This is a genomic window from Burkholderia diffusa (assembly GCF_902499115.1).
GTDB lineage: Bacteria > Pseudomonadota > Gammaproteobacteria > Burkholderiales > Burkholderiaceae > Burkholderia > Burkholderia diffusa.
Genome location: NZ_CABVPN010000006.1, coordinates 112,777 through 135,845 on the forward strand (window position 1 = coordinate 112,777; position 23,069 = coordinate 135,845).

General features: G+C 69.4%; 18 protein-coding genes and 2 riboswitches. Of the genes, 12 read left to right on the plus strand and 6 right to left on the minus strand.

Going from position 1 to position 23,069, the window contains the following annotated elements; all coding sequences use genetic code 11:
* Positions 1-8 precede the first annotated feature (8 nt).
* From BTE28158_RS07995 to BTE28158_RS08030, 8 genes are all read left to right on the plus strand, one after another.
* Positions 9-5,003: a non-ribosomal peptide synthetase gene (locus BTE28158_RS07995; protein ID WP_174919787.1), complete on the plus strand. Its 4,995-nt coding sequence runs from the start codon at positions 9-11 to the stop codon at positions 5,001-5,003.
* Positions 4,993-6,018, plus strand: a complete 1,026-nt coding sequence (locus tag BTE28158_RS08000; protein WP_174919789.1) for a GNAT family N-acetyltransferase — start codon at positions 4,993-4,995, stop codon at positions 6,016-6,018. The genes BTE28158_RS07995 and BTE28158_RS08000 overlap by 11 nt, the downstream gene beginning before the upstream one ends.
* Positions 6,019-6,052: 34 nt before the next feature.
* Positions 6,053-7,429 carry a lysine N(6)-hydroxylase/L-ornithine N(5)-oxygenase family protein gene (locus tag BTE28158_RS08005; RefSeq protein ID WP_174919791.1) on the plus strand — a complete coding sequence of 459 codons (1,377 nt, stop codon included), beginning with the start codon at positions 6,053-6,055 and terminating at the stop codon, positions 7,427-7,429.
* Between the two features lie 46 nt (positions 7,430-7,475).
* Positions 7,476-9,692 carry a TonB-dependent siderophore receptor gene (locus tag BTE28158_RS08010; RefSeq protein WP_151051437.1) on the plus strand — a complete coding sequence of 739 codons (2,217 nt, stop codon included), beginning with the start codon at positions 7,476-7,478 and terminating at the stop codon, positions 9,690-9,692.
* An 85-nt stretch (positions 9,693-9,777) separates the two neighbouring features.
* Complete coding sequence (locus BTE28158_RS08015; protein ID WP_151051439.1) at positions 9,778-10,617, plus strand: formyltransferase family protein; 840 nt, start codon at positions 9,778-9,780, stop codon at positions 10,615-10,617.
* Positions 10,617-11,636, plus strand: a complete 1,020-nt coding sequence (locus BTE28158_RS08020) for a GNAT family N-acetyltransferase (RefSeq protein ID WP_151051441.1) — start codon at positions 10,617-10,619, stop codon at positions 11,634-11,636. Before BTE28158_RS08015 ends, BTE28158_RS08020 begins: the two co-directional genes overlap by 1 nt.
* A gap of 275 nt (positions 11,637-11,911) precedes the next feature.
* Positions 11,912-12,178, plus strand: coding sequence for a type II toxin-antitoxin system VapB family antitoxin (gene vapB / locus BTE28158_RS08025; RefSeq protein ID WP_059606948.1), 267 nt, complete (start codon positions 11,912-11,914; stop codon positions 12,176-12,178).
* The gene (locus BTE28158_RS08030; protein WP_082729046.1) at positions 12,175-12,597 is read left to right on the plus strand and encodes a PIN domain-containing protein; all 423 of its coding nucleotides are present in this window, start codon (positions 12,175-12,177) and stop codon (positions 12,595-12,597) included. The genes vapB and BTE28158_RS08030 overlap by 4 nt, the downstream gene beginning before the upstream one ends.
* 42 nt (positions 12,598-12,639) lie before the next feature.
* Here BTE28158_RS08030 and BTE28158_RS08035 read toward each other — a convergent pair whose 3' ends face one another.
* Together BTE28158_RS08035 and BTE28158_RS08040 are read right to left on the minus strand one after the other, a co-directional pair.
* Positions 12,640-13,545: a nucleotidyl transferase AbiEii/AbiGii toxin family protein gene (locus BTE28158_RS08035; protein WP_059606737.1), complete on the minus strand. Its 906-nt coding sequence runs from the start codon at positions 13,543-13,545 to the stop codon at positions 12,640-12,642.
* A complete protein-coding gene (locus BTE28158_RS08040) occupies positions 13,514-14,581 on the minus strand; it encodes a type IV toxin-antitoxin system AbiEi family antitoxin (RefSeq protein ID WP_151051443.1) in 1,068 nt (355 codons plus the stop codon). Before BTE28158_RS08040 ends, BTE28158_RS08035 begins: the two co-directional genes overlap by 32 nt.
* Before the next feature lie 354 nt (positions 14,582-14,935).
* On the opposite strand from BTE28158_RS08040, the gene BTE28158_RS08045 reads away from it, so the two are divergent.
* Together BTE28158_RS08045 and bamE are read left to right on the plus strand one after the other, a co-directional pair.
* Positions 14,936-16,099, plus strand: a complete 1,164-nt coding sequence (locus BTE28158_RS08045; protein ID WP_059606738.1) for a M20 aminoacylase family protein — start codon at positions 14,936-14,938, stop codon at positions 16,097-16,099.
* Positions 16,100-16,269: 170 nt separating this feature from the next.
* Positions 16,270-16,809, plus strand: a complete 540-nt coding sequence (bamE, locus tag BTE28158_RS08050; RefSeq protein ID WP_151051445.1) for an outer membrane protein assembly factor BamE domain-containing protein — start codon at positions 16,270-16,272, stop codon at positions 16,807-16,809.
* A 33-nt stretch (positions 16,810-16,842) separates the two neighbouring features.
* On the opposite strand, the gene BTE28158_RS08055 is transcribed toward bamE, so the two are convergent.
* From BTE28158_RS08055 to cobA, 4 genes are read right to left on the minus strand one after another with little or no spacing between them, the layout of a single operon-like run.
* The gene (locus BTE28158_RS08055; RefSeq protein WP_151051447.1) at positions 16,843-18,147 is read right to left on the minus strand and encodes a cobyrinic acid a,c-diamide synthase CobB; all 1,305 of its coding nucleotides are present in this window, start codon (positions 18,145-18,147) and stop codon (positions 16,843-16,845) included.
* 3 nt (positions 18,148-18,150) lie between these two features.
* Positions 18,151-18,753, minus strand: coding sequence for a cob(I)yrinic acid a,c-diamide adenosyltransferase (gene cobO, locus BTE28158_RS08060; protein WP_151051449.1), 603 nt, complete (start codon positions 18,751-18,753; stop codon positions 18,151-18,153).
* A 34-nt stretch (positions 18,754-18,787) separates the two neighbouring features.
* Positions 18,788-19,165, minus strand: a complete 378-nt coding sequence (locus BTE28158_RS08065) for a cobalamin biosynthesis protein (RefSeq protein ID WP_174919793.1) — start codon at positions 19,163-19,165, stop codon at positions 18,788-18,790.
* Positions 19,162-19,971 (minus strand): uroporphyrinogen-III C-methyltransferase, encoded by an 810-nt coding sequence (gene cobA / locus BTE28158_RS08070; protein ID WP_082729047.1) that lies wholly within the window; start codon positions 19,969-19,971, stop codon positions 19,162-19,164. Before cobA ends, BTE28158_RS08065 begins: the two co-directional genes overlap by 4 nt.
* A gap of 110 nt (positions 19,972-20,081) precedes the next feature.
* A riboswitch (cobalamin riboswitch) is annotated at positions 20,082-20,319 on the minus strand.
* Positions 20,320-20,442: 123 nt separating this feature from the next.
* A riboswitch (cobalamin riboswitch) is annotated at positions 20,443-20,705 on the plus strand.
* A gap of 187 nt (positions 20,706-20,892) precedes the next feature.
* Here cobA and BTE28158_RS08075 point away from each other — a divergent pair.
* Together BTE28158_RS08075 and cobW are read left to right on the plus strand one after the other, a co-directional pair.
* Positions 20,893-21,951, plus strand: a complete 1,059-nt coding sequence (locus BTE28158_RS08075) for a HoxN/HupN/NixA family nickel/cobalt transporter (RefSeq protein WP_124626179.1) — start codon at positions 20,893-20,895, stop codon at positions 21,949-21,951.
* Positions 21,952-21,976: 25 nt separating this feature from the next.
* Positions 21,977-23,065, plus strand: a complete 1,089-nt coding sequence (gene cobW / locus BTE28158_RS08080) for a cobalamin biosynthesis protein CobW (protein WP_151050743.1) — start codon at positions 21,977-21,979, stop codon at positions 23,063-23,065.
* Positions 23,066-23,069 lie beyond the last annotated feature (4 nt).

Consider the following 23,069-nt stretch of genomic DNA (forward strand, 5'->3'; position numbering starts at 1 on the left):
GATAACGAATGACGAAGGCTCAACCCGACTGGCTCGCGCTTGCGACGCGCTTCACGCAACTGCCGGACGCGCAGCGCGCGGTGTTCATCGACAAGCTCGGCGCGGCCGGCATCGACTTCCGCATGCTGCCGATCCCGCCACGCACGCCGCGCGCCGACCGCGTGCCGGCATCGTTCGCGCAGACGCGGCTGTGGTTGCACGCGCGGTTGATCGACGCGCCTCACGCGTATCACATTACCGAACGGCTCGCGCTGACGGGCCCGCTCGACGCGCATGCGCTGCGGCTCGCGTGCGACGCGCTGATCGCGCGCCATGAAGCGCTGCGCACGACCTTCGACGAAGCGGAGGACGGCGTCGCGCAGACGATCCATCCGCCGCTGCGCTGCCCCTGGCGCGAGACCGATCTCGAAGCGTTGCCCGACGCGCAGCGCGTCGCGCGCGCCGAAAGCGTCGCAATGGCCGATGAAGCCGAGCCGTTCGATCTCGGCGCGGCACCGCTCGTGCGCGCACACCTGATCCGCTTCGACGCGACGCAACACTGGCTCGCGCTGACCGTTCATCACATCGTGTCGGACGGCTGGTCGTCGGACGTGATGCTGTTTGAACTCGCGGCGTTCTATCGCGCGTATGCGTCGGGGGAACCCGTGCCGCTCGCGCCGCTGCCGATCCAGTACGCGGACTACGCGCTGTGGCAGCGCCGCTGGCTCGATGCCGGCGAGCGCGATCGGCAGCTGGCGTTCTGGCGCGAGCGGCTCGACCCGCAGCGCGGCGTGCTGACGCTGCCCGGCGCGGCCGCGCGGCCCGCTCGCCGCAGCGCGCGCGGCGCGCGTCACGTGTTTTCGCTCGACGCGCGCATCGGTGCGCGGCTGCGCGCGTTCGCAGCCGCGTCGGGCGCGACGCCGTTCGCGGTGTTGCTCGCGGCGCTCGACGCGCTGCTCGCGCGTGCGACCGGCGACGCCCGGGTCTGCGTCGGCGTGCCGGCCGCGAACCGCGAGCGCGCGGAAACGGCCGGCCTGATCGGCTTCTTCGTCAACACGCTCGCGATCGACGTCGACGTGCCCGCGCACGGCGATTTCTCGTCGCTGGTCGCGCGTACGCAGCGCGCGCTCGTCGATGCGCAGATGCACCAGGACGTGCCGTTCGAGCAGATCGTCGACGCGCTCGGCGTGCCGCGCAGCGCGAGCCACCATCCGCTGTTCCAGGTGATGGCCGCGTACGGCGAGCGCCGCGCGCTGCCGGCGCTGGGCGCGGCATCGGCAACCTTGCTGCCGTCCGGCACGCCGTCCGCCAAATTCGACCTGACGCTTTCCGTCGAGGCGACACCCGACGGCACGTTCGATGCCGCGTTCATCCATGCGCTCGACCTGTTCGACGGCGACGCGATCGCGCGGCTGGCCGCGCGCTTCGTCACGCTACTCGCCGATGCGCTTGCGCGCCCCGAGGTGCCGATCGGCGATCTCGACTGGCTGCCGGCCGACGAACGTGCGCAACTGTTCGCGTGGAACGCGCCGGCGGGCGCGGCCGAAGCCGAGCCATTCGTCCCGGTCCACGCGCGCATCGCCGCGCATGCGCACGTGCGGCCCGACGCGCGCGGTGTCGCCGACATCGATCGCGCGCTGACGCGCGGTGAGGTCGACGCGCGCGCGGCACGCATCGCGCGCAACCTCGTCGCGGCCGGCGTGCGGCCCGAAATGCGTGTCGGCGTCGCGCTGCGGCGTTCGGTCGACCTGCTGGTCGCGCTGATCGCGGTGCTGAAGTCGGGCGCCGCGTTCGTGCCGCTCGATCCGGCCCATCCGCGCGAACGCCTCGCGCAGATCGTCGACGACGCGGGCATCGCGCACGTGCTGACCGACGGCGCGAGCGCCGCATCGCTGCCCGAGCTGCCTGCACTGCGCGTCTGGCGCGCGGACGAAGTCGACGCACTCGACGAAGCCGCGGACGTTGCCCTGCCGGACGTGTTGCCCGGTCATGCGGCATACGCGATCTACACGTCGGGCTCGACCGGCAAGCCGAAGGGCGTGATCGTCGATCACGCGGCGTTCGCGCGGCATTGCGTGGCGATCGCCGAGCGCTATGGCGCGGGCGAGAACGACGTGTTCCTGCTGTTCCAGTCGGTCAACTTCGACGGCGCGCATGAAGGCTGGTTTTCGCAATACCTGTCAGGTGCCGCGGTGTCGGTGACGGCCGACGTGCTGTGGCCGCCCGCGCAGACCTGCGCGATGATGATTCGCGACGGCGTGACGATGACCTACGTGCCGCCCGGCTGCGCCGCGCAGCTCGCCGAATGGGCGCTCGTGCACGGCGCGCCGCCGACGTTGCGCTCGTTGACCGTCGGCGGCGAAGCCACCTCGCGCGAAGCGTTCGCGATGCTGCGCCGCGCGATGCCGAACGTGCGCGTGGTCAACGGCTACGGCCCGACCGAAACCGTGATCACGCCGACGCTGTGGATGTTCCGCCCCGGCGACGATCTCGCGAAGCTGGGTGACGCCGCGTATCTGCCGATCGGCACGCTGGTCGGCGCGCGCACCGCGCACGTGCTCGACGCGCGGCTCCATCCGCTGCCGGTCGGCGTGATCGGCGAACTGTACCTGGGCGGCGAGGGGATCGGCGTCGCGCGCGGCTACCTCGATCGTCCCGCGCTGACGGCCGAGCGCTTCGTGCCCGATCCGTACGGCGCGCCGGGCGCGCGCCTGTATCGCACGGGCGACCTCGTGCGGCGTCGCGCGGATGGCGTGTTCGACTTCATCGGCCGCGTCGATCATCAAGTGAAACTGCGCGGGCTGCGCATCGAGCTCGGCGAGATCGAGGCGCAGCTGGCCGCGCACGACGCGGTGCGCGAAGCGTGCGCGGTCGTGCACGGGCAGGGCGCGCAGGCGCAGCTCGTCGCGTACGTCGAGCTGACCGCCGACGCGCAGGCGGCCGCGCAACCGGTCGAAGCCGCGACGCTCGACGCGCATCTGCGCCGCACGCTGCCTGACTACATGGTGCCTGCGCAACTGATCGTGCTCGACGCGCTGCCGCGCAACGCGAACAGCAAGGTCGACCGTGCGCGGCTGCCGGCACCCGTACGCGTCGAACGCGCATACGAAGCGCCGCACGACGGCGACGAAACGGCACTCGCGGCGATCTGGCGCGACGTGTTGAACGTCGAAGGCGTCGGTCGCCGCGATCACTTCTTCGAACTCGGCGGCCATTCGCTGGCGGCGGTGCGCGTCGCGACGCGCGTCGCCGAGCGGCTCGGCCGCGACGTGCCGGTGCGCGCCTTGTTCGAAGCGCCGGTGCTCGCGCAATACGCACGCCACGTGGCCGATGCGCCGCGCGCCGCGCACGCCGGTGCCGCCGTACCGGGCATCGCGGTGGTCAAACCCGATGCGTTCGGCGTATGGCCGCTGTCGCCCGCGCAGCTCGGCCTGTGGTTCCTGTGGCGCGCGCAGCCGGACAGCGCCGCATACAACATTCCGGTCGCGCTGCGCGTGCGCGGCCCGCTCGACGTCGATGCACTGCGCGCCGCGTTCTCGGCTGCGGCGGCCGCGCACCCGGCGCTGCGCACGCGGCTCGTCGCGCGCGACGGCATGCCGCCGGGCCAGCGGATCGACACCGCGCCGCCCGTCGCGCTGCCGCTCGTCGACTTGTCCGAGCTGCCCGATGCGCTCGCCCGCGCGGCGGCGCTGACCGATGCCGACGCACTCGCGCCGTTCGATCTCGCGGCCGATGCGCTGTGGCGCGCACGCGTGCTGCGGCTCGGCGCGGACGATCACGTGTTGTCGGTGACGATCCATCACATCGTGTCGGATGGCGAATCGATCGAGCTGTGGCTCGACGCGGTGCGCGCAGGCTATGTCGATCTGGTGCGTGGCGGGGCGGAACCGGTGTCGACGCCGCCTCAAGACATGTCGCAGCTCGTGCTGCCCGGGCCGTGCCACCCGGCCCGCGTCGCGTACTGGCGCGACGCGCTGGCCGACCTGCCGCCGCCCGTGCTGCCACGGCGAGCCAATGCGCCGGCCGTCCCGCAATGGCGTGCGGCGCGCATCGCGTTCGAATTCGACGCATCGTTGATCCGTGCCGCGCGCGACGCCGCGTCGGCCGCGCACGCGACACTGCCGATGCTGCTGCACGCGGCGCTCAACACCGCGCTGTTCCGCGTGACCGGTGCGGCCGATCAGCCGGTCGGCGTCCTGGCATCGACGCGCGAGCTGACGGGTGATGCCGCGCGCGATGCGCTCGGTCTTTTCATCAATTCCGTGGTCGTGCGCACACGGCTCGACACCTCAGCCTGCCGCTCGGACGTGCTCGCGCAGGTGCGCGATACAGCGCTCGCCGCGTATGCGCACGCCGACGTGCCGTTCGCCGACGTCGTCGCCGCGCTGCGCGCGCCGCGTGCCGCGCAGGCCAATCCGCTGTTCCAGGTGATGTTCAACTACCTGCGCCCGACTGGTGCCGCCGCACGCGACTGGGCCGGCTTGTCGCTTGCCGAGTTCGATGACGTGCGTCATCGCGTCGTGTTCACGCTCGAGCTGGACGTCGTCGAGCATCCGGACGGCCGCGTGAGCGCTGCGTTCTCGTATGCGGACGAACTGCTCGACGGCGATTTCGTCGACGCGCTCGTCGACCTCTATCACGACGAGGTCGCGCGTTTCGCCGGCGCGCCGGAAGCGGCGCTCGGCGCGCCCGACGCGCTGTTCACCGCGCCGGCGGCGGTCGCAGCCGCACCGGCCGGCGGCGCGGCGATGCAGGTCATGACGACATCGTGCGCGCCGGACTCGGCAGCCGCGCTCGCCGCGCTGTGGTCGGACACGTTCGCGACGGCCGCGCCCGCACCCTGTGCCGATCTGTTCGAAGCGGGCGCGACTTCATTCGACGTGGTGCGCTTCGTCGATGCGGCCGGCCGCGCCGGGCTCGCGCTGACGGTGGCCGACGTATTCGCGTCGCCGACGCTCGCGGCGCTCGGCGCGCGTATCGATGCGTCGGCCGAAACGGAGCAGGAGGTGCGCGATGCTGGCTGAAGTGCGTCCGGACGGATTCACGATGCCGGATACGTGCCGACTCGCGTTCGCGGACGGCCTGTTCGCCGTACGCGACGACGCGGAGATCCGCGTCGCGCAGGGCGACGGCATCGGCGCACAGTTGCTGCGCGCGCAGCTCGCGGCCGACGGCACGCTGCGCCTCGTCGCGTACAACCATCGCGCGGCACCGGGCGACCAGCGCCGTGCGCTGCTGGCCGCGCTCGCCGCCGCGTTTTCCGACGACGCGCGCCGCGCGGCGATCCGGCTCGACCCGGCCGCGTGGCCGGCGGTCGCGCTCGATGCGCTGCGCGCGAGCGGCGTGCTCGGCGACGGCGGCCTGTGCATGCGTGAAGGCTGGGCGCAGCAAGCCGATCTGTGGCGCGTCGGCACGCCGCTGCCATGCGCGACGCTGCCGATGCTGACCGACGGCCGGCGGCATCCGCGCCGGCCACCCGCGCCGCGCGGTGACGTGTATGCGCGCGACCTGCCGGCACTCGGCGTGCGTTTCACGCTGCGCGGCTGGCAGCCGGGCGAGGACGCCACGCGCCTGGCGAACTGGTTCGACGCGCCGCGCGTGCGCGACGGCTGGCCGGGCACGCAGCCCGGCGCACACGGCACGGCGCCCGATGCCGATCCGCACGTGAGCCCGCTCGTCGGCTGCTTCGACGGCGAACCCTTCGCGTACGTCGAGGCGTTCTGGCTGAAGGAAGACCCGCTCGCGCCGCACGTCGGCGCGCGCGATTACGACCGCGGACTGCGGATGCTGGTCGGGGAATCGCGCTGGCGCGGCCCGCATTGCGTGGCGGGCTGGCTGCCGTCGGTCGTGCATTACCTGTTTCTCGACGATCCGCGCACCGAAGCGGTCGGCTGCGCGGTCCCGGCCGGCCGCGCGCGGGTCGTCGACACCCTCGCGCGGCACGGCTTCGCGCGGCAGCGCCGCCTGGCGCTTGCCGACGGGCAGCCGCTGTGGATGCGCACGCTGCGCGAGACCTTCTTCTCCGGCCGTCACGTCTGACGGGCCGGATTCACCGACAAGGGAGCTGAGAGACATGCAGAGAGAAACCGTATTCGACCTGATCGGCGTCGGCTTCGGGCCGTCGAACCTGGCGCTGGCCGTGCGCCTCGCGGAACGCAACGGCACGCGCCCGTTCGCGCATTGCTTCGTCGAACGCCAGCCGGAATTCGGCTGGCACCGCGGCATGCTGCTTGACGACTGCCGGATGCAGATCTCGTTTCTGAAGGATCTCGTCACGATGCGCGATCCGAAGAGCCGCTATACGTTCATCAACTACCTGTTCGAACGCGGCCGGCTGAACGAATTCGTCAACCTGAAGAACTTCTATCCGACCCGCATCGAATTCCACGACTATCTGAGCTGGGTCGCCGACGCGTTCGACGAGCACGTCCATTACAGCGAAACCGTCACGGCGATCGAGCCCGTGCGCGGCGACGGCGCGCGGATCGACGCGCTGCGCGTGCTGTCGCGCGATGCGGCCGGCCGCGAGCGCCAGCGCGTGACGCGCGCGCTGTCGGTCGGCGTCGGCGGCACGCCGGCTGTGCCGGACGCGTTCGCCGCGCTCGGCCGTGATCGCGTGATCCATTCGTCGTCCTACCTGACCGACATCGACCGGCTGGTCGCAGCGCCGGACGGCGAGCGCCGCCGCGTCGCGGTGATCGGCGCGGGGCAGAGCGCGGCCGAGGTGTTCATCGACCTCGCGCGCCGTTTCCCGCACGTCGACGCGAGCCTCGTGATGCGGGCAGGTGCATTGAAACCGGCCGACGACAGCCCGTTCGTCAACGAGATCTTCAGCCCCGAGTTCACCGACGTCGTCTACGCGCAGCCGCACGACGCGCGCCGCGCGCTGCTCGAGCGCTATCGCGACACCAACTACGCGGTGGTCGATCGGCCGCTGATCGAGCAGATCTACGAAATGCTGTACCTGCAGCGCATCGACGGCACGCCGCGCCATGCGCTGCTCGCGAACAGCGCGATCGAGGCCGCGGTGCGCACCGCCGACGGCCGCATCGAGCTGACGCTGCGCGACCGGATGAACGGCGCGACGCGCGTCGAACGCTTCGACGCGCTCGTGCTCGCGACCGGCTACCGGCGCGACACGCATTCGACGCTGCTCGAAGGGCTCGCGCCGCATCTGGGCGATGCGCTCACGCGCGGCGACGTCACGCGCGACTACCTGCTCGCCACGCCCGGGCACTTCGCGCCGCGCATCTACCTGCAAGGCTGCTGCGAAGACAGCCACGGCCTGTCCGACACGCTGCTGTCGGTCCTGGCGCGCCGCGCGGACGAGATCTGCGCGTCGCTCGAAGAAGGGACCGCGCCCGCCGATGACGATGGCGCGGCCCGGGCACTGCATGAACAACGACATCAAGACGGGGCGAGCGCGGGCCGCATGGCTTTCGCTCTTTGACAAAGGCGCGGTCGGAGACCGCATCGGAAAAGTGGAGCAGAGAAAGATGGAGTGGGCAACAGGCACGCGTGTGCGTGCGATCGCAGCCGCGGCGAGCGTGGCGTTCGGGATGGCGGCAGGGCACGCATACGCGCAGACGGCGCCGGCCGTGAACGCAGGCGCCGCCGCGTCGGCCGGCAATGTGCAGAACGGCGCGACGTCCGGCACGCTGCCGGCGATCAACGTCAACGCGGGCTCGGAGGGCGACGGCACGGTCGGGCTCGTCGCGAAGCGCAGCAGGACCGGCACCAAGACCGATACGTCGATCAACGAAATCCCGCAGACGATCAACGTCGTCACCGCGCAGCAGATCGAGATGACCGGCGCGACCGACGTGAACGCGGCGCTGCGCTACGTGCCGGGCTTCTCGTCGTACGGTTCGGACAACCGCTCCGACTGGTACGCGGCACTGCGCGGCTTCACGCCGACCGCGTACGTGAACGGCCTGCAGGTGCCGAACACGCTGAACCTGTCGAGTTGGCGCGTCGATCCGTACCTGATCGACAGCATCACCGTGCTGCGCGGGCCGACGTCGGTGCTGTACGGTGCCGGCGACCCGGGCGCGATCATCGACGTGCAGACCAAGACGGCCGACGGCGAACGCGTGCGCGAAGCCGGCGTGCAGTTCGGCAACTACGCGCGCAAGCAGTTCATGATCGATGTCGGCGACAAGCTCGACGCGGATGGCAAGTACGCGTACCGGTTCGTCGGCGTCGCCCGCGACGGCAACGCGCTGACGGGCCCGAACAACGACCAGCGCGTCGCGCTCGCGCCGTCGTTCCGCTGGCGCCCGGACGCGGATACGTCGCTGACGCTGTCCGCCACGTATCTGCAGGACTGGGGCGACATCTCGTCGAACTTCCTGCCGGCGCAAGGCACGGTGCTGCCGAACCCGAACGGTCAGCTCGACAAGGACGTCTATGGCGGCGACCCCGATTTCAACTACTACCGCAAGAAGCAGTGGTCGCTCGGCTACCAGTTCGAGCGGAACCTGAACGCGATGTGGACGTTCCGGCAGAACGTGCGCTGGATGCACCTGTCGCTCGACAACGGCTCCGTGTTCGGCGCGGGCTTCGCCGACGGCAGCCTGACCGACATCAACCGCTGGGCCGGCGTGTTCCAGACGAACTACAGCCGCTTCGACATCGACAACAACCTCCAGGGCCGCTTCGGCACGGGGCCGCTCGAGCACACGCTGCTGCTCGGCTTCCAGTACAACCGGCAGACCGCTACCGACAGCGAATGGCTGGCCGCCGCACCGACGCTGAACATCTACAACCCGGTCTATACGCCGGTCACGCTGTCCGTGTTCTCGCCGCCGAACACCACGTACCGCACCAACACGTACACGACGATGAACACGTTCGGGCTGTACGTGCAGGACCAGGTCAAGTGGAACCGCTGGACGCTGACGCTCGGCGGCCGCGAGGACTGGGTGAACCAGCGGATGGACGACCGCGAGGGCGGCACGCAGTCGAAGGCCGACATCACGGCGTTCACCGGCCGCGTGGGCCTCACGTACCAGGGCGACTACGGGCTGTCGCCGTACATCAGCTACGCGACGTCGTTCAACCCGCTGATCGGCGTGAACCTGTATGGCGGCGGGCTGCCGCAACCGACGCGCGGCAAGCAGATCGAGGCCGGCTTGCGCTGGCAGCCGCCCGGCAAGAACCTGATGCTGAGCGCGGCGATCTACCAGATCAACCAGACCAACGTGCTTACGTCGACGCCGCTCAATCTCGATCCGTCCGGCACGACGTCGGTCCAGACCGGCGAAGTGCGTTCGCGCGGGATCGAGCTGAACGCGACCGGCAAGCTCACGCGGAACCTGTCGCTGATCGCGTCCTACGTCTACCAGGACGTGAAGAACGTGAAGGCCAACGACGCATCGCTGAACAACTGGCCGGTCGACATTCCGCGGCCGCGTCAGATGGCGTCGCTGTGGGCGGACTGGACGTGGCACACGGGGCCGCTCACGGGCTTCGGCCTGGGCGGCGGCGTGCGCTACCAAAGTGCGTCGGCCGGTGCGGCGGACAACTCGCTCACGGTCGCGAGCTACACGCTGTTCGACGCGGGCGTGCATTACGACACACGCAACTGGCGCTTTGCCGTGAACGGGACGAACCTGTTCAACCGCCACTACATCAGCGGTTGCCAGTCGACGAGCGTCTGCATTTTCGGTACCGACCGCACGGTGATCGCCACCGCGAAATACAACTGGTGACGCCGCGCGCCGCGGCACGCCGGTCGGCCCTCGGGCCGGCGCGGGCGGGTCGCGGTGCCGTCGTCCGCTTTTCCATGACGCCTCCATGCCGAAGAAAAATCTCGTCTACATCCAGTCGCTGCGCAACGGCGCGGCCGATCGCGCCGGCCAGCCGGTCGCTTACCAGGGCGGCACGCGCTACATGAAGGCGCCGCTCGAATTCCTCGTCGAGCGCCTGAATGACTCATCGCTCGGCGAACGCTATGCGCTCCAGGGTGTGATCGTCGACGACGACGAAGGCTCGCCGTCCGATCGCGCGAAGGTTGCCGACTACGGCTTCGCGCGCACGCCCGGCCGCCCGTGGATCCTGCCCGATGGGCTGACCGTGCAGGGCCGGCCGGTCGACGAACTGTTCTGCACGATTGCATCGACGTACCGCCGGTTGCCGCGCGACGCGCGTGAGCGCGTGACGGGCAAGCAGGCGTTCGAGCGCCGCCTGCTCGAACGCCTGCTCGAACTCGACGCCGACGTGGTCGTGCTCGACGGGCTGCTCGTGATCCTCGACGAGCTCGTGCGTCCCGGCGCGCGCTTTCATCGTCGCATCGCGAACATCCATCCCGGCATCACGGCCGACGATTCGCCGTACCAGAGGCGCGGTGCGTGGGCGACGCTCGACGCGCTGCACGGCGCGCGCGGCGAACGGGTCGACTGGGCGACCGGCGCGACCTCGCGCGTCGAACCCGTGACGATGACGGGCGCTTCGTTCCACTACGTCGACAACGGCATCGATTCGGGCGAGGTGATCTGCGACGTGCTCGACACGCCGATCGCGCCGGACGACACGATTCTCGAACTGCGCTGGAACAACTTCCAGCGCAGCCTGTTTCCGGCGCTCGAGCGGGGGCTGCACATCCTCGCCGATCGCCACGACGCGGGAGCACTGTGATGGAAGACACGCTGACGAAACCGGCCGACAAGGAAGCGGACGCCGTCGAAGGCGAGGTCGCCGCGGCACTCGACGGCGCCGCGCACGGGCAGGAGCCGCCCGCCGCCGAGCGCACGCTCGAGACGTGGCGGCCCGACGATCCGCCGGCCGCGCTGCTCGCGGAGTTCGTCGCGCTGTTCAATACGGAAACGCGGCACGATGCGGCGACGGTGTCGGTGCCGCTTGGCGGCGCCGATCCGGCGGCTATCGCGTCGTACGTCGCGCGCGCGGTGCGCGACGGCGTGATCGATGACGCACGGATCGCGGGCGACCGGCTGCGCCTCGCCGCATCGCGTGCGACGTTCTGGCAGAATCCGCGGCCGTGGCTGAAGGCGCCCGCATCGGGCGGGATGCCGCTGCGCTACACGATCACGAACGGCCACCGGCATCCGGTGCGGCCGCCGTCGCCGGCCGGCGAGATCTATTCACGCTACATGCCGCAGGTCGGGATGACGTTCAGCCTGCGCACCGTCGACATCGCTACGCATGCGCAGTTGTTCAGCGACTGGATGAACCTCGATCGCGTCGCGCATTTCTGGGACCAGCGCGGCACGCTCGACGAACACGCCGCCTATCTCGCGGAGCGGCTCGCCGACCCGCACATGCATCCGATGATCGGCTATTTCGACGATACGCCGTTCGGCTATTTCGAGTTCTACTGGGCGAAGGAGGACCGGCTCGCGCCGTTCTACGACGCGCACGACTACGATCGCGGGTTGCACTTGCTGATCGGCGATTCACGCTTCCAGAGCGCGGGCAAGCTGCATGCGTGGTGGAGCGGGGTGCTGCACTACATGTTCGTCGACGAACCGCGCACGCAGCGGCTCGTGGGCGAGCCGCGCGTCGATCACGTGCGGCATATCGCGTACATGCACCGGCTCGGGTTCTACACGCTGAAGGAGTTCGACTTCCCGCACAAACGCGCGGCGCTCACCGTAATGGAGCGCGAAACATTCTTCGACACTTTCCGGTTGCCGTGACGGGATGGGATGGGCGCGCGAAGTGTCGATGCGTCGATTCGCACATGTCGACGTTTCGCGCGACTTGAAAGGGGGCACACATCGGCCGTTCGGGATATGGATCGGGCGGGCGGCATGAGGAAGAATGGATCGCTCCCTCAATGCAGACAGGTCGTGACGACATGGCAAGCACATCCGCAGCAACATCAAGCGCAATCCCCGGCTCGCATGCCTCGACGTTGACATATGCTGGCATATGTCTAGAATGGGCGCATCGTACTCCCATGGAGTGGCTCATGCGCACCGTATCCATTTTCAAGAACGCCAGGAACCAGGCAATCCGCATCCCGAAGGACATGGAATTCGAGGGTGTGACGGAACTCGAGATCCGTCGCGAGGGCGACACGCTGCTGCTGCGTCCGGTGCGGCCGACATGGCTGTCGTTGGCGAGTGAACCGCTGGCCGATGCCGACTTCCTCGTCGAGCGCCCGGCTGTCATCGAAGCCGGTCGTTTCGACCTGTCCGGCACGGATGGCGACGCACAAACGGAGTCGGGCCGGTGACCACGCTCTACATGCTCGATACGAACATCTGTTCGTTCATCATGCGCGAGCGGCCGCCCGCGGTGCTGTCCCGGCTGCAGTCGTGCGTCAACGCGCAGCACCGGATCGTCGTGTCGGCGATTACCTATGCCGAAATGCGATTCGGCGCGGTCGGCAGAAAGGCATCGCCGAAGCATGCGGAACTCGTGACGGCGTTTGTCGCGCGGCTGGACGGTGTGCTGCCGTGGGATACCGCGGCGGTCGATGCAACGGCTGCGATTCGTGCCGACCTTGCCACACGCGGGACACCGATCGGCGCGAACGATGCATCGATCGCCGGTCATGCGATCGCGGCCGGTGCCGTGCTCGTCACGAACAATGGTCGCGAATTCAGCCGCGTCGCGGGGTTGTCGCTCGAAGACTGGGCGGCCTCGGCCTAGGGCCGTGAATGTGCGATGGCGTTGCGGTCGCGCGGCCGCACGTCACGTCCGGGGAACGGGCGAATCGGTGAGAAAGGCGTCGCGGAATGCGTCGAGATACCGGTCGGCGTCATCGCTGAATTCGCCCGGCAGCAGCGCGAACGCGCGTGCCTGCAGATCCTGTCCGAGCGTCGCGTAGATCGCTGCGTCGGATAACAGCGCGCGGATCGCATCGTGCGTTTGCGGCGAAGCAATCCGCCTTGCATCGCGCGCCAGCAGCGCGGCCGCCGCCAGTTCAGGCTGGAAACCGTGCCGCTCGAGCAGGTCGGGCGCGACGTCCCAGATCCGCTCGCGATTACCCGCGTCGTGAAAATGCGTGAGCAGGAACAGCAAGTCGTACGCGTCGCTGTTCTGGCGTGCGCGCCGATCCTTCCACGCGAGCAACTTCAACACCGCAAGGGCCGGCAGGCTCGCCACCGGCACCTCGATGCCGGCCGCGATCGACACGACCAGCGCCGTATCGACCGCCTCCTGAAAGCCCAGCACGTTCAGCACGAAATCGCCGCCCGGTGGCCACGCGATTTCGCCGGGTGGCGCCTCGAGCGGCCCGAACGGCACGAGATCGAGCTCCGTGCGAAAGCCCTGCGTCCCGCTGTCGAACAGCAGTTTCTGCTGATGCTTCGGCGCGCGTGCGAATTGCTTCGTCGCGACGAGCGCATCGACGAGCCGTTCGTGAAACGGCCAGCTCACCGCGCACACCGCGACGTCGACGTCCCGCGTCGCACGCACCGGCCGGATGCCGTGGACATGCCACATCAGGATGTCGCGCGCGGTCGCGCCGGCGACGACGAATGCCGCGTCGAGCTGCGCGCAAGCCGCACGGACCGCCTGCAGCAACGCGACCGCCGCCGGCTCGAGCGGCCGGCGCGCGTCGACTTCAAGCGGGCGGGTGGGCGAGGTATCGGTCATGGATGTGTTCGGCGGCGGCAAGATTGCGGCTGTCTCCGGACGAGACGAGATCCGCGTAGATCAGCAGCGGCGGCACGAGCGGCACGTCCTGCTCGCGCCAGTCGAGCGCCGGCGACGGCGGCCAGAATGCTTCGAGCAGCTCGACGTCGCCGCGCTCGTCCGGGCGCAGGCGCGCCTGGAGCAGCAGGCGGTTCGACACGGCGCCGTGCGTATAGACGGTGACCGCGGCCGGCTTCAGCTCGTGCGTCAGCAGGTCGGCCGCAGGTTCGCCGCCGAGCCGCGCGTCGAATGCCGCGAAATCGAAACCGCGCCACCAGTCGGGCGCGAGCGCGGCAAACCGCCGGCTCGGCAATTTCGCGCGCAGGCGGCTCGGGTACAGTGCGACCCATTCCTGCACGAAGCGCGGCCAGTCGGTAAACGCGCGTTCGCCGTTGCGCCGCTGCGCGATGAGGCCGCGCGCGATCAGATCGTCCATTGCGAGATTGACCGTGCCGAGCGCGACGCCCGACGCGGCGGCGATCGCCCGGAGCGGTTGCGTGACGAGGCTCGGCTGCGTCGCGAGCGCGAACATCACGGCGAGCCCCTTGGGCGTCGTCGCGCGCGATGCCTGCCGGCGTGGCGTGCGTGCAGGTTTCGGCCGGCCGGAGATCATCACCGTCGCCTCCGGCTGGATCAGGCACGCGTTGCCGGCGGTATCGATAAACGGGATGTCGTGCCCGATCAGGCGGGCGGCCAGTTCGGCCGATAAATACGGCGCGACCAGCATCAGCGGCCGCTCGGCGGACGCTGGAGGAGCGCGGCGGCGCAACGCGGCGAGCGCGCCGTGCAGCGATTCGACGCCGACGCTCACAACCACAGGCATCTCGAATGTTTGCCCGGCAATGCCGAAGCGGATCATCGCGTCGGCATGCGCGTTGTATGCGGCCGGCATGCGCACGGGCCGTGCGTTGAAGCGCCGGGTCGCGCGTTCGAACGCGGCACAGGCTTCGTCGAGCACATGCTGTTCCGTTATCGGCAGGGTGGCGTGCTGGGGCATCGGGCGGATCGCTTGTTCACTTTTTCACGAGTGTATGCAAAAAATGTACATCCGTCAAAAAATGAACAAAGACGCTCAACCAGTTGATATGACGGAATTATTCCGGAATGACGAACGGCGATCAACGCGCACTCCAACCTGAAAAATCGAGACGGAACACGCAGTCTCGCGAATCCCGCTCGTGGGCGGCAGTCGCCCGCATGACCGTTTTCTTCCGCCGTGCGATTCGTCGTGCGTCCCGACGATTGACAGGCAACCTCAGGTTGTCGCCGTGACGACTTTCTGTCTTTTCGGTTGCCGTTCAACCGACTATCCTTGCCTGCACATTCCCCACGGAACCCAGGAGACGACACCGTGACGCACAGCGTGATCCCCGCAGGCCTCGCCGACGAAATGATCGAGATCCGGCGCCGCATTCATGCCCACCCCGAGCTGGGTTTCGAGGAATTCGCGACGAGCGACCTCGTCGCCGGGCAGTTGCAGGCGTGGGGCTATACGGTGCATCGCGGGCTCGGCGGCACGGGTGTCGTCGCGCAGCTGAAGGTCGGCAACGGTACCCAGCGCCTCGGCCTGCGTGCCGACATGGACGCGCTGCCGATCCACGAATCGACCGGCCTGCCGTACCAGAGCACGATCCCCGGCAAGATGCACGCGTGCGGCCACGACGGCCACACGGCGATGCTGCTCGCGGCCGCGAAGCACCTGGCGCGCGAGCGCCGCTTTTCCGGCACGCTGAACCTGATTTTCCAGCCGGCCGAGGAAGGGCTCGGCGGCGCGAAGAAAATGCTCGACGACGGGCTGTTCGAGCAGTTTCCGTGCGACGCGATCTTCGCGATGCACAACATGCCGGGTTTCCCGACGGGCAAGTTCGGCTTCCTGCCGGGGCCGTTCATGGCGTCGTCGGATACCGTGATCGTCGACGTGCAGGGGCGCGGCGGCCACGGCGCGGTGCCGCACAGGGCGATCGATCCGGTCGTCGTGTGCGCGCAGATCGTCGTCGCGCTGCAGACGATCGTGTCGCGCAACGTGTCGCCGCTCGACATGGCGATCGTCACGGTGGGCGCGATCCACGCGGGCGAGGCGCCGAACGTGATTCCCGACCGCGCGCAGATGCGCCTGTCCGTGCGCGCGCTGAAGCCGGAGGTGCGCGACCTGCTCGAGACGCGCATCAAGGAAGTCGTTCATGCGCAGGCGGCCGTATTCGGCGCGACCGCGACGATCGACTACCAGCGCCGCTACCCGGTGCTCGTCAACGACGCGGAGATGACCGCGTTCGCACGCGGCGTCGCGCGCGAGTGGGTCGGCGAGGCGAACCTCATCGACGGGATGGTGCCGCTCACCGGCAGCGAGGATTTCGCGTTCCTGCTCGAGAAGCGGCCGGGCTGCTACCTGATCATCGGCAACGGCGACGGGGAGGGCGGCTGCATGGTGCACAACCCCGGTTACGACTTCAACGACGCGGCATTGCCGACCGGCGCATCGTACTGGGTCAAGCTGGCCGAGACGTTCCTGGTGTGACGCCGCGGCACATCGATGCGGGCGCCGCCGCCCGTTGCATACCCGCGTGGCCGTGAAACCGGGCGCGCGGGATGCGCGCCAATTTGACGCTCCTTGACATCGACGACACGGTGCGCGTGCTACGCTGCGCGCGACGCCGGATCGGCTCGATGAATACAGGTGTGGACGACATGCGAAAACAGTTTCTGACCGTGCTGACGGCTTGCGCGGTCGGCGTTCTGGCGGCCGGGTGCGACGACCAGAAGGTGGCTGACGCGGTGAATGCGATCAAGCCCGATCCGATGGCGTTCGGCAATCTGCAGCCGGGCGTCTCGACGACCGAGGACGTGCTGCGCCAGGCTGGCAAGCCCGAGATGGTCAGGCAGGGCGAGGACGGCTCGCAGCGGTTCGAGTATCCGCGCGGCCCGTACGGCACGAGCACGTACATGCTCGATTTCGGGCCGGACGGCCGGCTCGTGTCGATCACTCAGGCACTGACGGCGGCGAACATCGCGAAGGTCGTGCCGGGGATGTCGAAGGACGACGTGCGGCAACTGCTCGGCAAGCCAACCGAGGTCGCGCAATACGCGTTGAATCATGAAGAAGTGTGGAGCTGGCACTGGGCCGAGGGCGGCGTATCGGGCGACGCGATGTTCAATGCGGATTTCTCGCCCGACGGCACCGTGATCCGGACTTCGCGCTCGGAAGCGCCGGGCCGCGAAACGCACTGACATCGCGGCTGCGCGGCATCGGCCGGTTTTTCGTCAGAATGCCGTGCCGCCGAACAGCGCGGCCGCCATTTCGGGATTCGACGGCCAGTACATGTGCATGTACGTCGCGACGATCGGGCCCGCGCGATAAACGGCTTCACCGCTGCCGGGCGCGCCGTCGGGCCGCGCAGCGGTCGCCACCGGTGCCAGCGGCGTATCGAGCCGCGAATAATGAAACGTATGACCGTGCATCGGCCCGGTGCGCGTGTCCAGCTGCTGCATCCCGAGCGCCGCGAACCGGCGCTGCATCGTCGCATGGCCCGACAGCAGGCCGAGCATCGGCGTCGTCGAGCCGTCCACGTCGGTCAGCGATTCGCACAGATACACCATCCCGCCGCATTCCGCGACGATCGGCCGGCTGGCCGCCGCGTGCGCGCGAATCGTCCGCGCGGTCACGGCATTCGCCGCGAGCGTCGCCGCATGCAGTTCCGGATAGCCGCCCGGCAGGAACAGCGCATCGCAATAGGCGGGCACGGGTTCGTCGGCGAGCGGCGAAAAGAACCGAAGCTGCGCACCGAGCGCATCGAGCAGCGCCAGATTCGCCGGGTAGATGAACGAGAACGCCGCATCGCGCGCGATCGCGATCCGCTTGCCGGCGAGTGCACGCGGCAGCGGAGCGCGGACGTCCGGAGCCGCGAACGAAACCGCGGGCGGCAATTCGGCGAGCGCCGTCTGCTCGAGCACGTCGGCCACGCGCTCGAGCCGCGCATCGAGGTCGTCGATGTCGGCCGGCTGGTGCAGGCCGAGATGGCGCTCCGGCAGCGCGATGCCCGCATCGGTCGGCACGTGCCCGAGCCAGCGCAAGTCGTCGGGCAACGCCTGCCGCAGCAGTTCCGCATGCCGCGGCGACCCGACGCGGTTTGCCAGCACGCCGTGAAACGGCACCTCGGGGCGAAACCGCGCGAGCCCGAACGCGATCGCCGCGAACGTCTGCGCCATCGACTTCGCGGCAATCACCGCGACGACCGGCACGCCGAACGCGACCGCGAGATCGGCGCTGCTCGGCGTGCCGTCGAACAACCCCATTACACCTTCGATCAGGATCAGGTCCGCGTCGCGTGCGGCATCCGCGAGCAGCGCACGGCAGCCGGCTTCCCCGACCATGCCGAGGTCGAGCGCATGCACGGGGGCGCCGCTCGCGCGTTCGAGCAACATCGGATCGAGAAAATCAGGCCCGGTCTTGAACACGCGCACGCGCCGGCCGAGCCGCCGGTGCAGCCGCGCGAGGCCGGCCGTCACCGACGTCTTGCCCTGGCCGGACGCGGGCGCGCTGACGAACAGCGCGGGGCAGGCCGGCATCGCTCAGAACTCCACGCCGGGCTGCGCCTTCACGCCTTGCTCCTTGTACGGATGCTTGACGAGCCGCATTTCGGTGACGAGGTCGGCCGCATCGATCAGTGCATCCGGCGCATGTCGGCCAGTGACGACGATGTGCACCGCATCCGGCCGCCCGACGAGCGTCGCGAGCACTTCGTCGAGCGGCAGATATTCGTACTTCAGCACGGTGTTCAACTCGTCGAGGATCACCATCCGGTACTCACCGCTTTCGATCATCCGGCGTGCCTCGTCCCAGCCTTTGCGCGCGGTCGCGATGTCGGCGTCGCGGTTCTGCGTGTTCCACGTGTAGCCGTCGCCCATCGTCACGAAGTCGCATTGCGCGACCGCGCCGAGGAAGTCGCGCTCGGACGTGTGCAGCGCGCCCTTGATGAACTGCACGACGCCGAGCCGCATGCCGTGGCCGAGCACGCGCACGGCCATGCCGAACGCGGCCGTGCTCTTGCCCTTGCCGTTGCCGGTGTTGACGATCAGCAGGCCCTTTTCCTGGGTGGCGGCGGCCTGCTTTTTTTCATGGCCGGCGCGGCGGCGTTCGGTCATCCGCTGATGGGATTCGGCATCGGTCTTCATCGGGAATCGTCCTGTCGAAAGCGAAACAAAGGGTTCAGAGCGGGCCGGCGAGCGCGACCGTCACGCCGCCCAGGATGGATTTGGGGCCGAGCAGCCGGCCCCGCGGCGCCGCGAGCCGAGCGCACGGCTCGGCCACGCCCGCGACGCCGAAACGCGCAAGCGCGGCAGCCGACGGGCCGCTCAACGCCGGTTCGGGGCACTGCGCGAGCTGCGCCGCGTCGAACGCGACGAGCGGCCAGCCGCGGCGGGCGCACAGCGTGCGCAGCGGCCGGGCACGCGCCTTGTCGGCAAGCGTCGCGACCATGGCCGGCTCGGCATCCGGGTAGTGCGCCAGCGCCGCGCGGATCGCGGCATCGAGTTGCGCGGCCGTCACGTCTGCGCGAAAACCGACGCCGAGCGCGACGCGCATCATGCACGGCCGCCGAGCGCCGCGCGCACTGCCGGATCGTCGGCGAGCGCCGCGACGCGGCCGATCACGACGATCGCGGGCGAACCGATACCGGTCGCGTCCACGCGTTCGACGACGGTGTCGAGCGTCGCGAGCACGTGCCGCTGCCCGTCACGCGTCGCGTTCTCGATCGCCGCGCACGGCATGTCGCCGGGCATGCCGCCGTCGCGCAGCGCGGCCACGATCGCGTCGAGCCGGCGTATGCCCATGTAGATCACGATCGTCATCCGCGTCGCGGCCAGCGCGCGCCAGTCGGGCTCGTCGGCACCCGCGCCGTGGCCCGTGACGAAGATCACGCCCTGCGCATCGCCGCGATGCGTGACCGGAATGCCGAGCGCGGCCGGGGCCGCGATACCGGCCGTGATGCCGTGTACGACCTCGACCGGGAAACCCGCCGCGCCGAGCGCGAGCAGCTCCTCGCCGCCGCGGCCGAACACGAACGGATCGCCGCCCTTGAGCCGCGCGACGCTGCGGCCTGCGCGCAGATGCGCGAGCATCGCGGCGACGATCGCTTCCTGCGGTGTCGACGCATGGCCGCCGCGCTTGCCGACGTGCTCGATGCGTGCGTCCGCGCGCGCATGGCGCAATACGTCGGGGTTCACGAGGTCGTCGACGAGCAGCACGTCGGCCGCGGCGATCGCTCGCACGGCCTTCAGCGTCAGCAGATCGGCGTCGCCGGGGCCGGCGCCGACGAGCCAGGCGCGGCTCATCGGACGCGGCACGGCGCACACCGTGTCGTGGCAGTGGAAAGGGGACGGCGAGCGGCGCATCGGCGGCCGGCGGACAGGCAAGGCATGATGGATCGGGCGAAGCCCACGCGAACGCGGGCGGGAAGCGCACCCCATCCGTCCCCCGCGGATCGGGCGTTCGGCGAGCAGCGGGCTCGCCCCTTGCGTCGGCCGGTATCCGGGCTGGCCGCTTGCCAGACCGCAGCCTTCCCGCCCGTTGAAGGGCAGTGGCATCGCGGGCGGCCTGGGCGCGTGCGGGGGGAACCGCGGCGCGCGGGCGGCGTACCGTTGCGGGGACAGCACAGGCCGGGCGGGCTTCCGCCTCCTGTTTCCCGTTTAACTGCGTGCGCGGAAATGCGCATGCGAGCACCGAACGCGGCGCATACGATAGCACAGCGGTCGGCCCGCGCGAACCCGCCCCGCGGGCGCCGCGAGCGCCCCGGCACGATGCCGCGGCCGTGCCGAACGCGCCGCGGCGGCCCGTTCCGCCTTGACGCTCCCCGCACCGCCGCCTACACTCGCACGCGTTTTGGTGCTCGCGCGCGCTCCTCCGGCGCGCGCAGTTAAACGGGAAACAGGGAGCCTGCCTGCACCGCAGTCGAGCCAACCTGTGCTGCCCCCGCAACGGTAAGCGAACGCATCACGCCCAGCGCGATGCAGCGCCGCTTCGCCGCATGCCTGCCGCATGCGGACGACAGCCACTGGATGCCGCGCATCCGGGAAGGCGAAGCGGCGTGTTCGTCAGCCCGGATACCGGCCAGAACGTGGGGTTCAGCGCCGCGGGGAGGCGGCGCATCGTCCACGGCCGCAGCACGCCCGACGCCCGAACGTTGCCCGCTTCCTCCGCCGAACCGTCAGCCGCAGCACGCGCGCGGGCCCGGGCGAGGAACGGCCAGCGGCGCAGGCGGGGCCGACGACGGCCGTGTTGGCATTCACCATGTCGACCGTTCGCAAAGGAGCATCATGCTCGACTCGTTCTTCCGCCTGTTCAACGACAGTCCATCCGGGCTGCGCGGCAAAATCGTCGCGATCTATTCATTGCTCGTCGCATTCAACGTCGGCGCGTGGATCTGGGCCTTCGTCGCGTTTCGCGACCAGCCCGTGCTGCTGGGTACCGCGCTGCTCGCCTACGTGTTCGGCCTCCGCCACGCGGTCGACGCCGACCACATCGCCGCGATCGACAACGTTACGCGCAAGCTGATGCAGGAGGGTCGCAGCCCGCTCGGCGCGGGCCTGTTCTTCTCGCTCGGCCATTCGACGGTGGTGATCGTGATGTCGGTTGTGGTCGCGCTGACCGCGGCGTCGCTCGCGCGCTTCGAGAGCATGAAGACCTGGGGCGGCGTGATCAGCACGAGCGTGTCGGCGTTCTTCCTGCTGGTGCTCGCGGCCGCCAACCTGCTGATCCTGATCTCCGTCTACCGGACGTTTCGCGCGGCCCGCCGCGGCGAGACGATCGTCGACGCCGACCTCGACATGCTGATGAACCAGCGCGGCGTGCTGGCCCGCCTGTTCCGGCCGTTGTTCCGCCTCGTGTCGCGCAGCTGGCACCTGTATCCGGTCGGCTTCCTGTTCGGCTTCGGCTTCGATACCGCGACCGAAATCGCGCTGTTCGGCATTTCGGCCACGCAGGTGCAGGGCGGTCTGTCGTTCTGGTCGGTGATGGTGCTGCCGGTGCTGTTCACCGCGGGCATGACGCTCGTCGACACGACGGACGGCATCCTGATGATGGGCGCATACCGCTGGGCGTACGTGCGGCCGATCCGCAAGATCTACTACAACATGACGATCACGTTCGTGTCGGTGCTGGTCGCCGCGCTGATCGGTGGCATCGAGGTGCTCGCGCTGCTCGCGGATAAACTGTCGCTGCAAGGACCCGTCTGGGATTTCTCCACGATGGTCGCATCGCATTTCGGGATGCTCGGCTACGTCGTGATCGGCCTGTTCCTCGCGTGCTGGATCGTGTCGGCCGCGATCTATCGCCTCAAACGCTACGACGAGATCGACGTGACGCTCTCGGCCTGACACCCTTTTCGACACAGGACCCACCATGACCTTACGCAAGCTTCCCGTCACGATCGTCACGGGCTTTCTCGGCAGCGGCAAGACCACGCTGATGCGCCACATCCTGCAGCACGCCGAAGGCCGCCGCATCGCGGTGATCGTCAACGAATTCGGCGAGCTCGGCATCGACGGCGAAATCCTCAAGGGCTGCGGCATCGGCTGCGAGGACGCAGACGGCGTGCAGGGCGAAGCGTCGGGCCAGCTGTACGAACTCGCGAACGGCTGCCTGTGCTGCACCGTGCAGGAGGAGTTCTATCCGGTGATGGAAGCGCTCGTCGAGCGTCGTGCCGACATCGATCACGTGTTGATCGAGACGTCGGGCCTCGCGCTGCCGAAGCCGCTCGTGCAGGCCTTCAACTGGCCGACGATCCGCAACAGCTTCACGGTCGACGCGGTCGTGACCGTCGTCGACGGTCCGGCCGCCGCGAGCGGCCAGTTCGCCGAGAACCCGCAGGCCGTCGACGCACAGCGCCGCGCCGATCCGAACCTCGACCACGAATCGCCGCTGCACGAACTGTTCGCCGACCAGCTGTCGTCCGCCGATCTCGTGATCGTGAACAAGGCCGACCTCGTCGCCGACGCGCAGTTTGCCGAGGTCGAAGCCGCGATCCGCGAGGAAATCCCGCCGCAGGTGAAGATCGTGCGCGCGACGCGTGGCGAACTGGACGTCGCGATGCTGCTCGGGCTCGAATCGGCGTCGGAGGAAACGATTCACCTGCGGCACGACCATCACGGCTCGGCCGACGACGGCGATCACGACCACCATCACGACGATTTCGATTCGGTGGTGGTGTCGGGCGATGCGGGCACGCGCGAAGCGACGATCGCCGCGCTGCAGCGTGTCGTCGAGACGCACACGATCTACCGCGCGAAAGGGTTCGCCGCGCTGCCCGATGCGCCGATGCGGCTCGTGATCCAGGGTGTCGGCCGGCGCTTCGACAGCTACTTCGACCGTCGCTGGCAGGACGGCGAAACGCGTGCGAGCCGCTTCGTGCTGATCGGCGAGGATCTCGACGCGGCCGCGCTGCAGCGCGCGTTCGACGCCGCGTGCGCGGCCGACCTGCAACAGGCGTAACGCG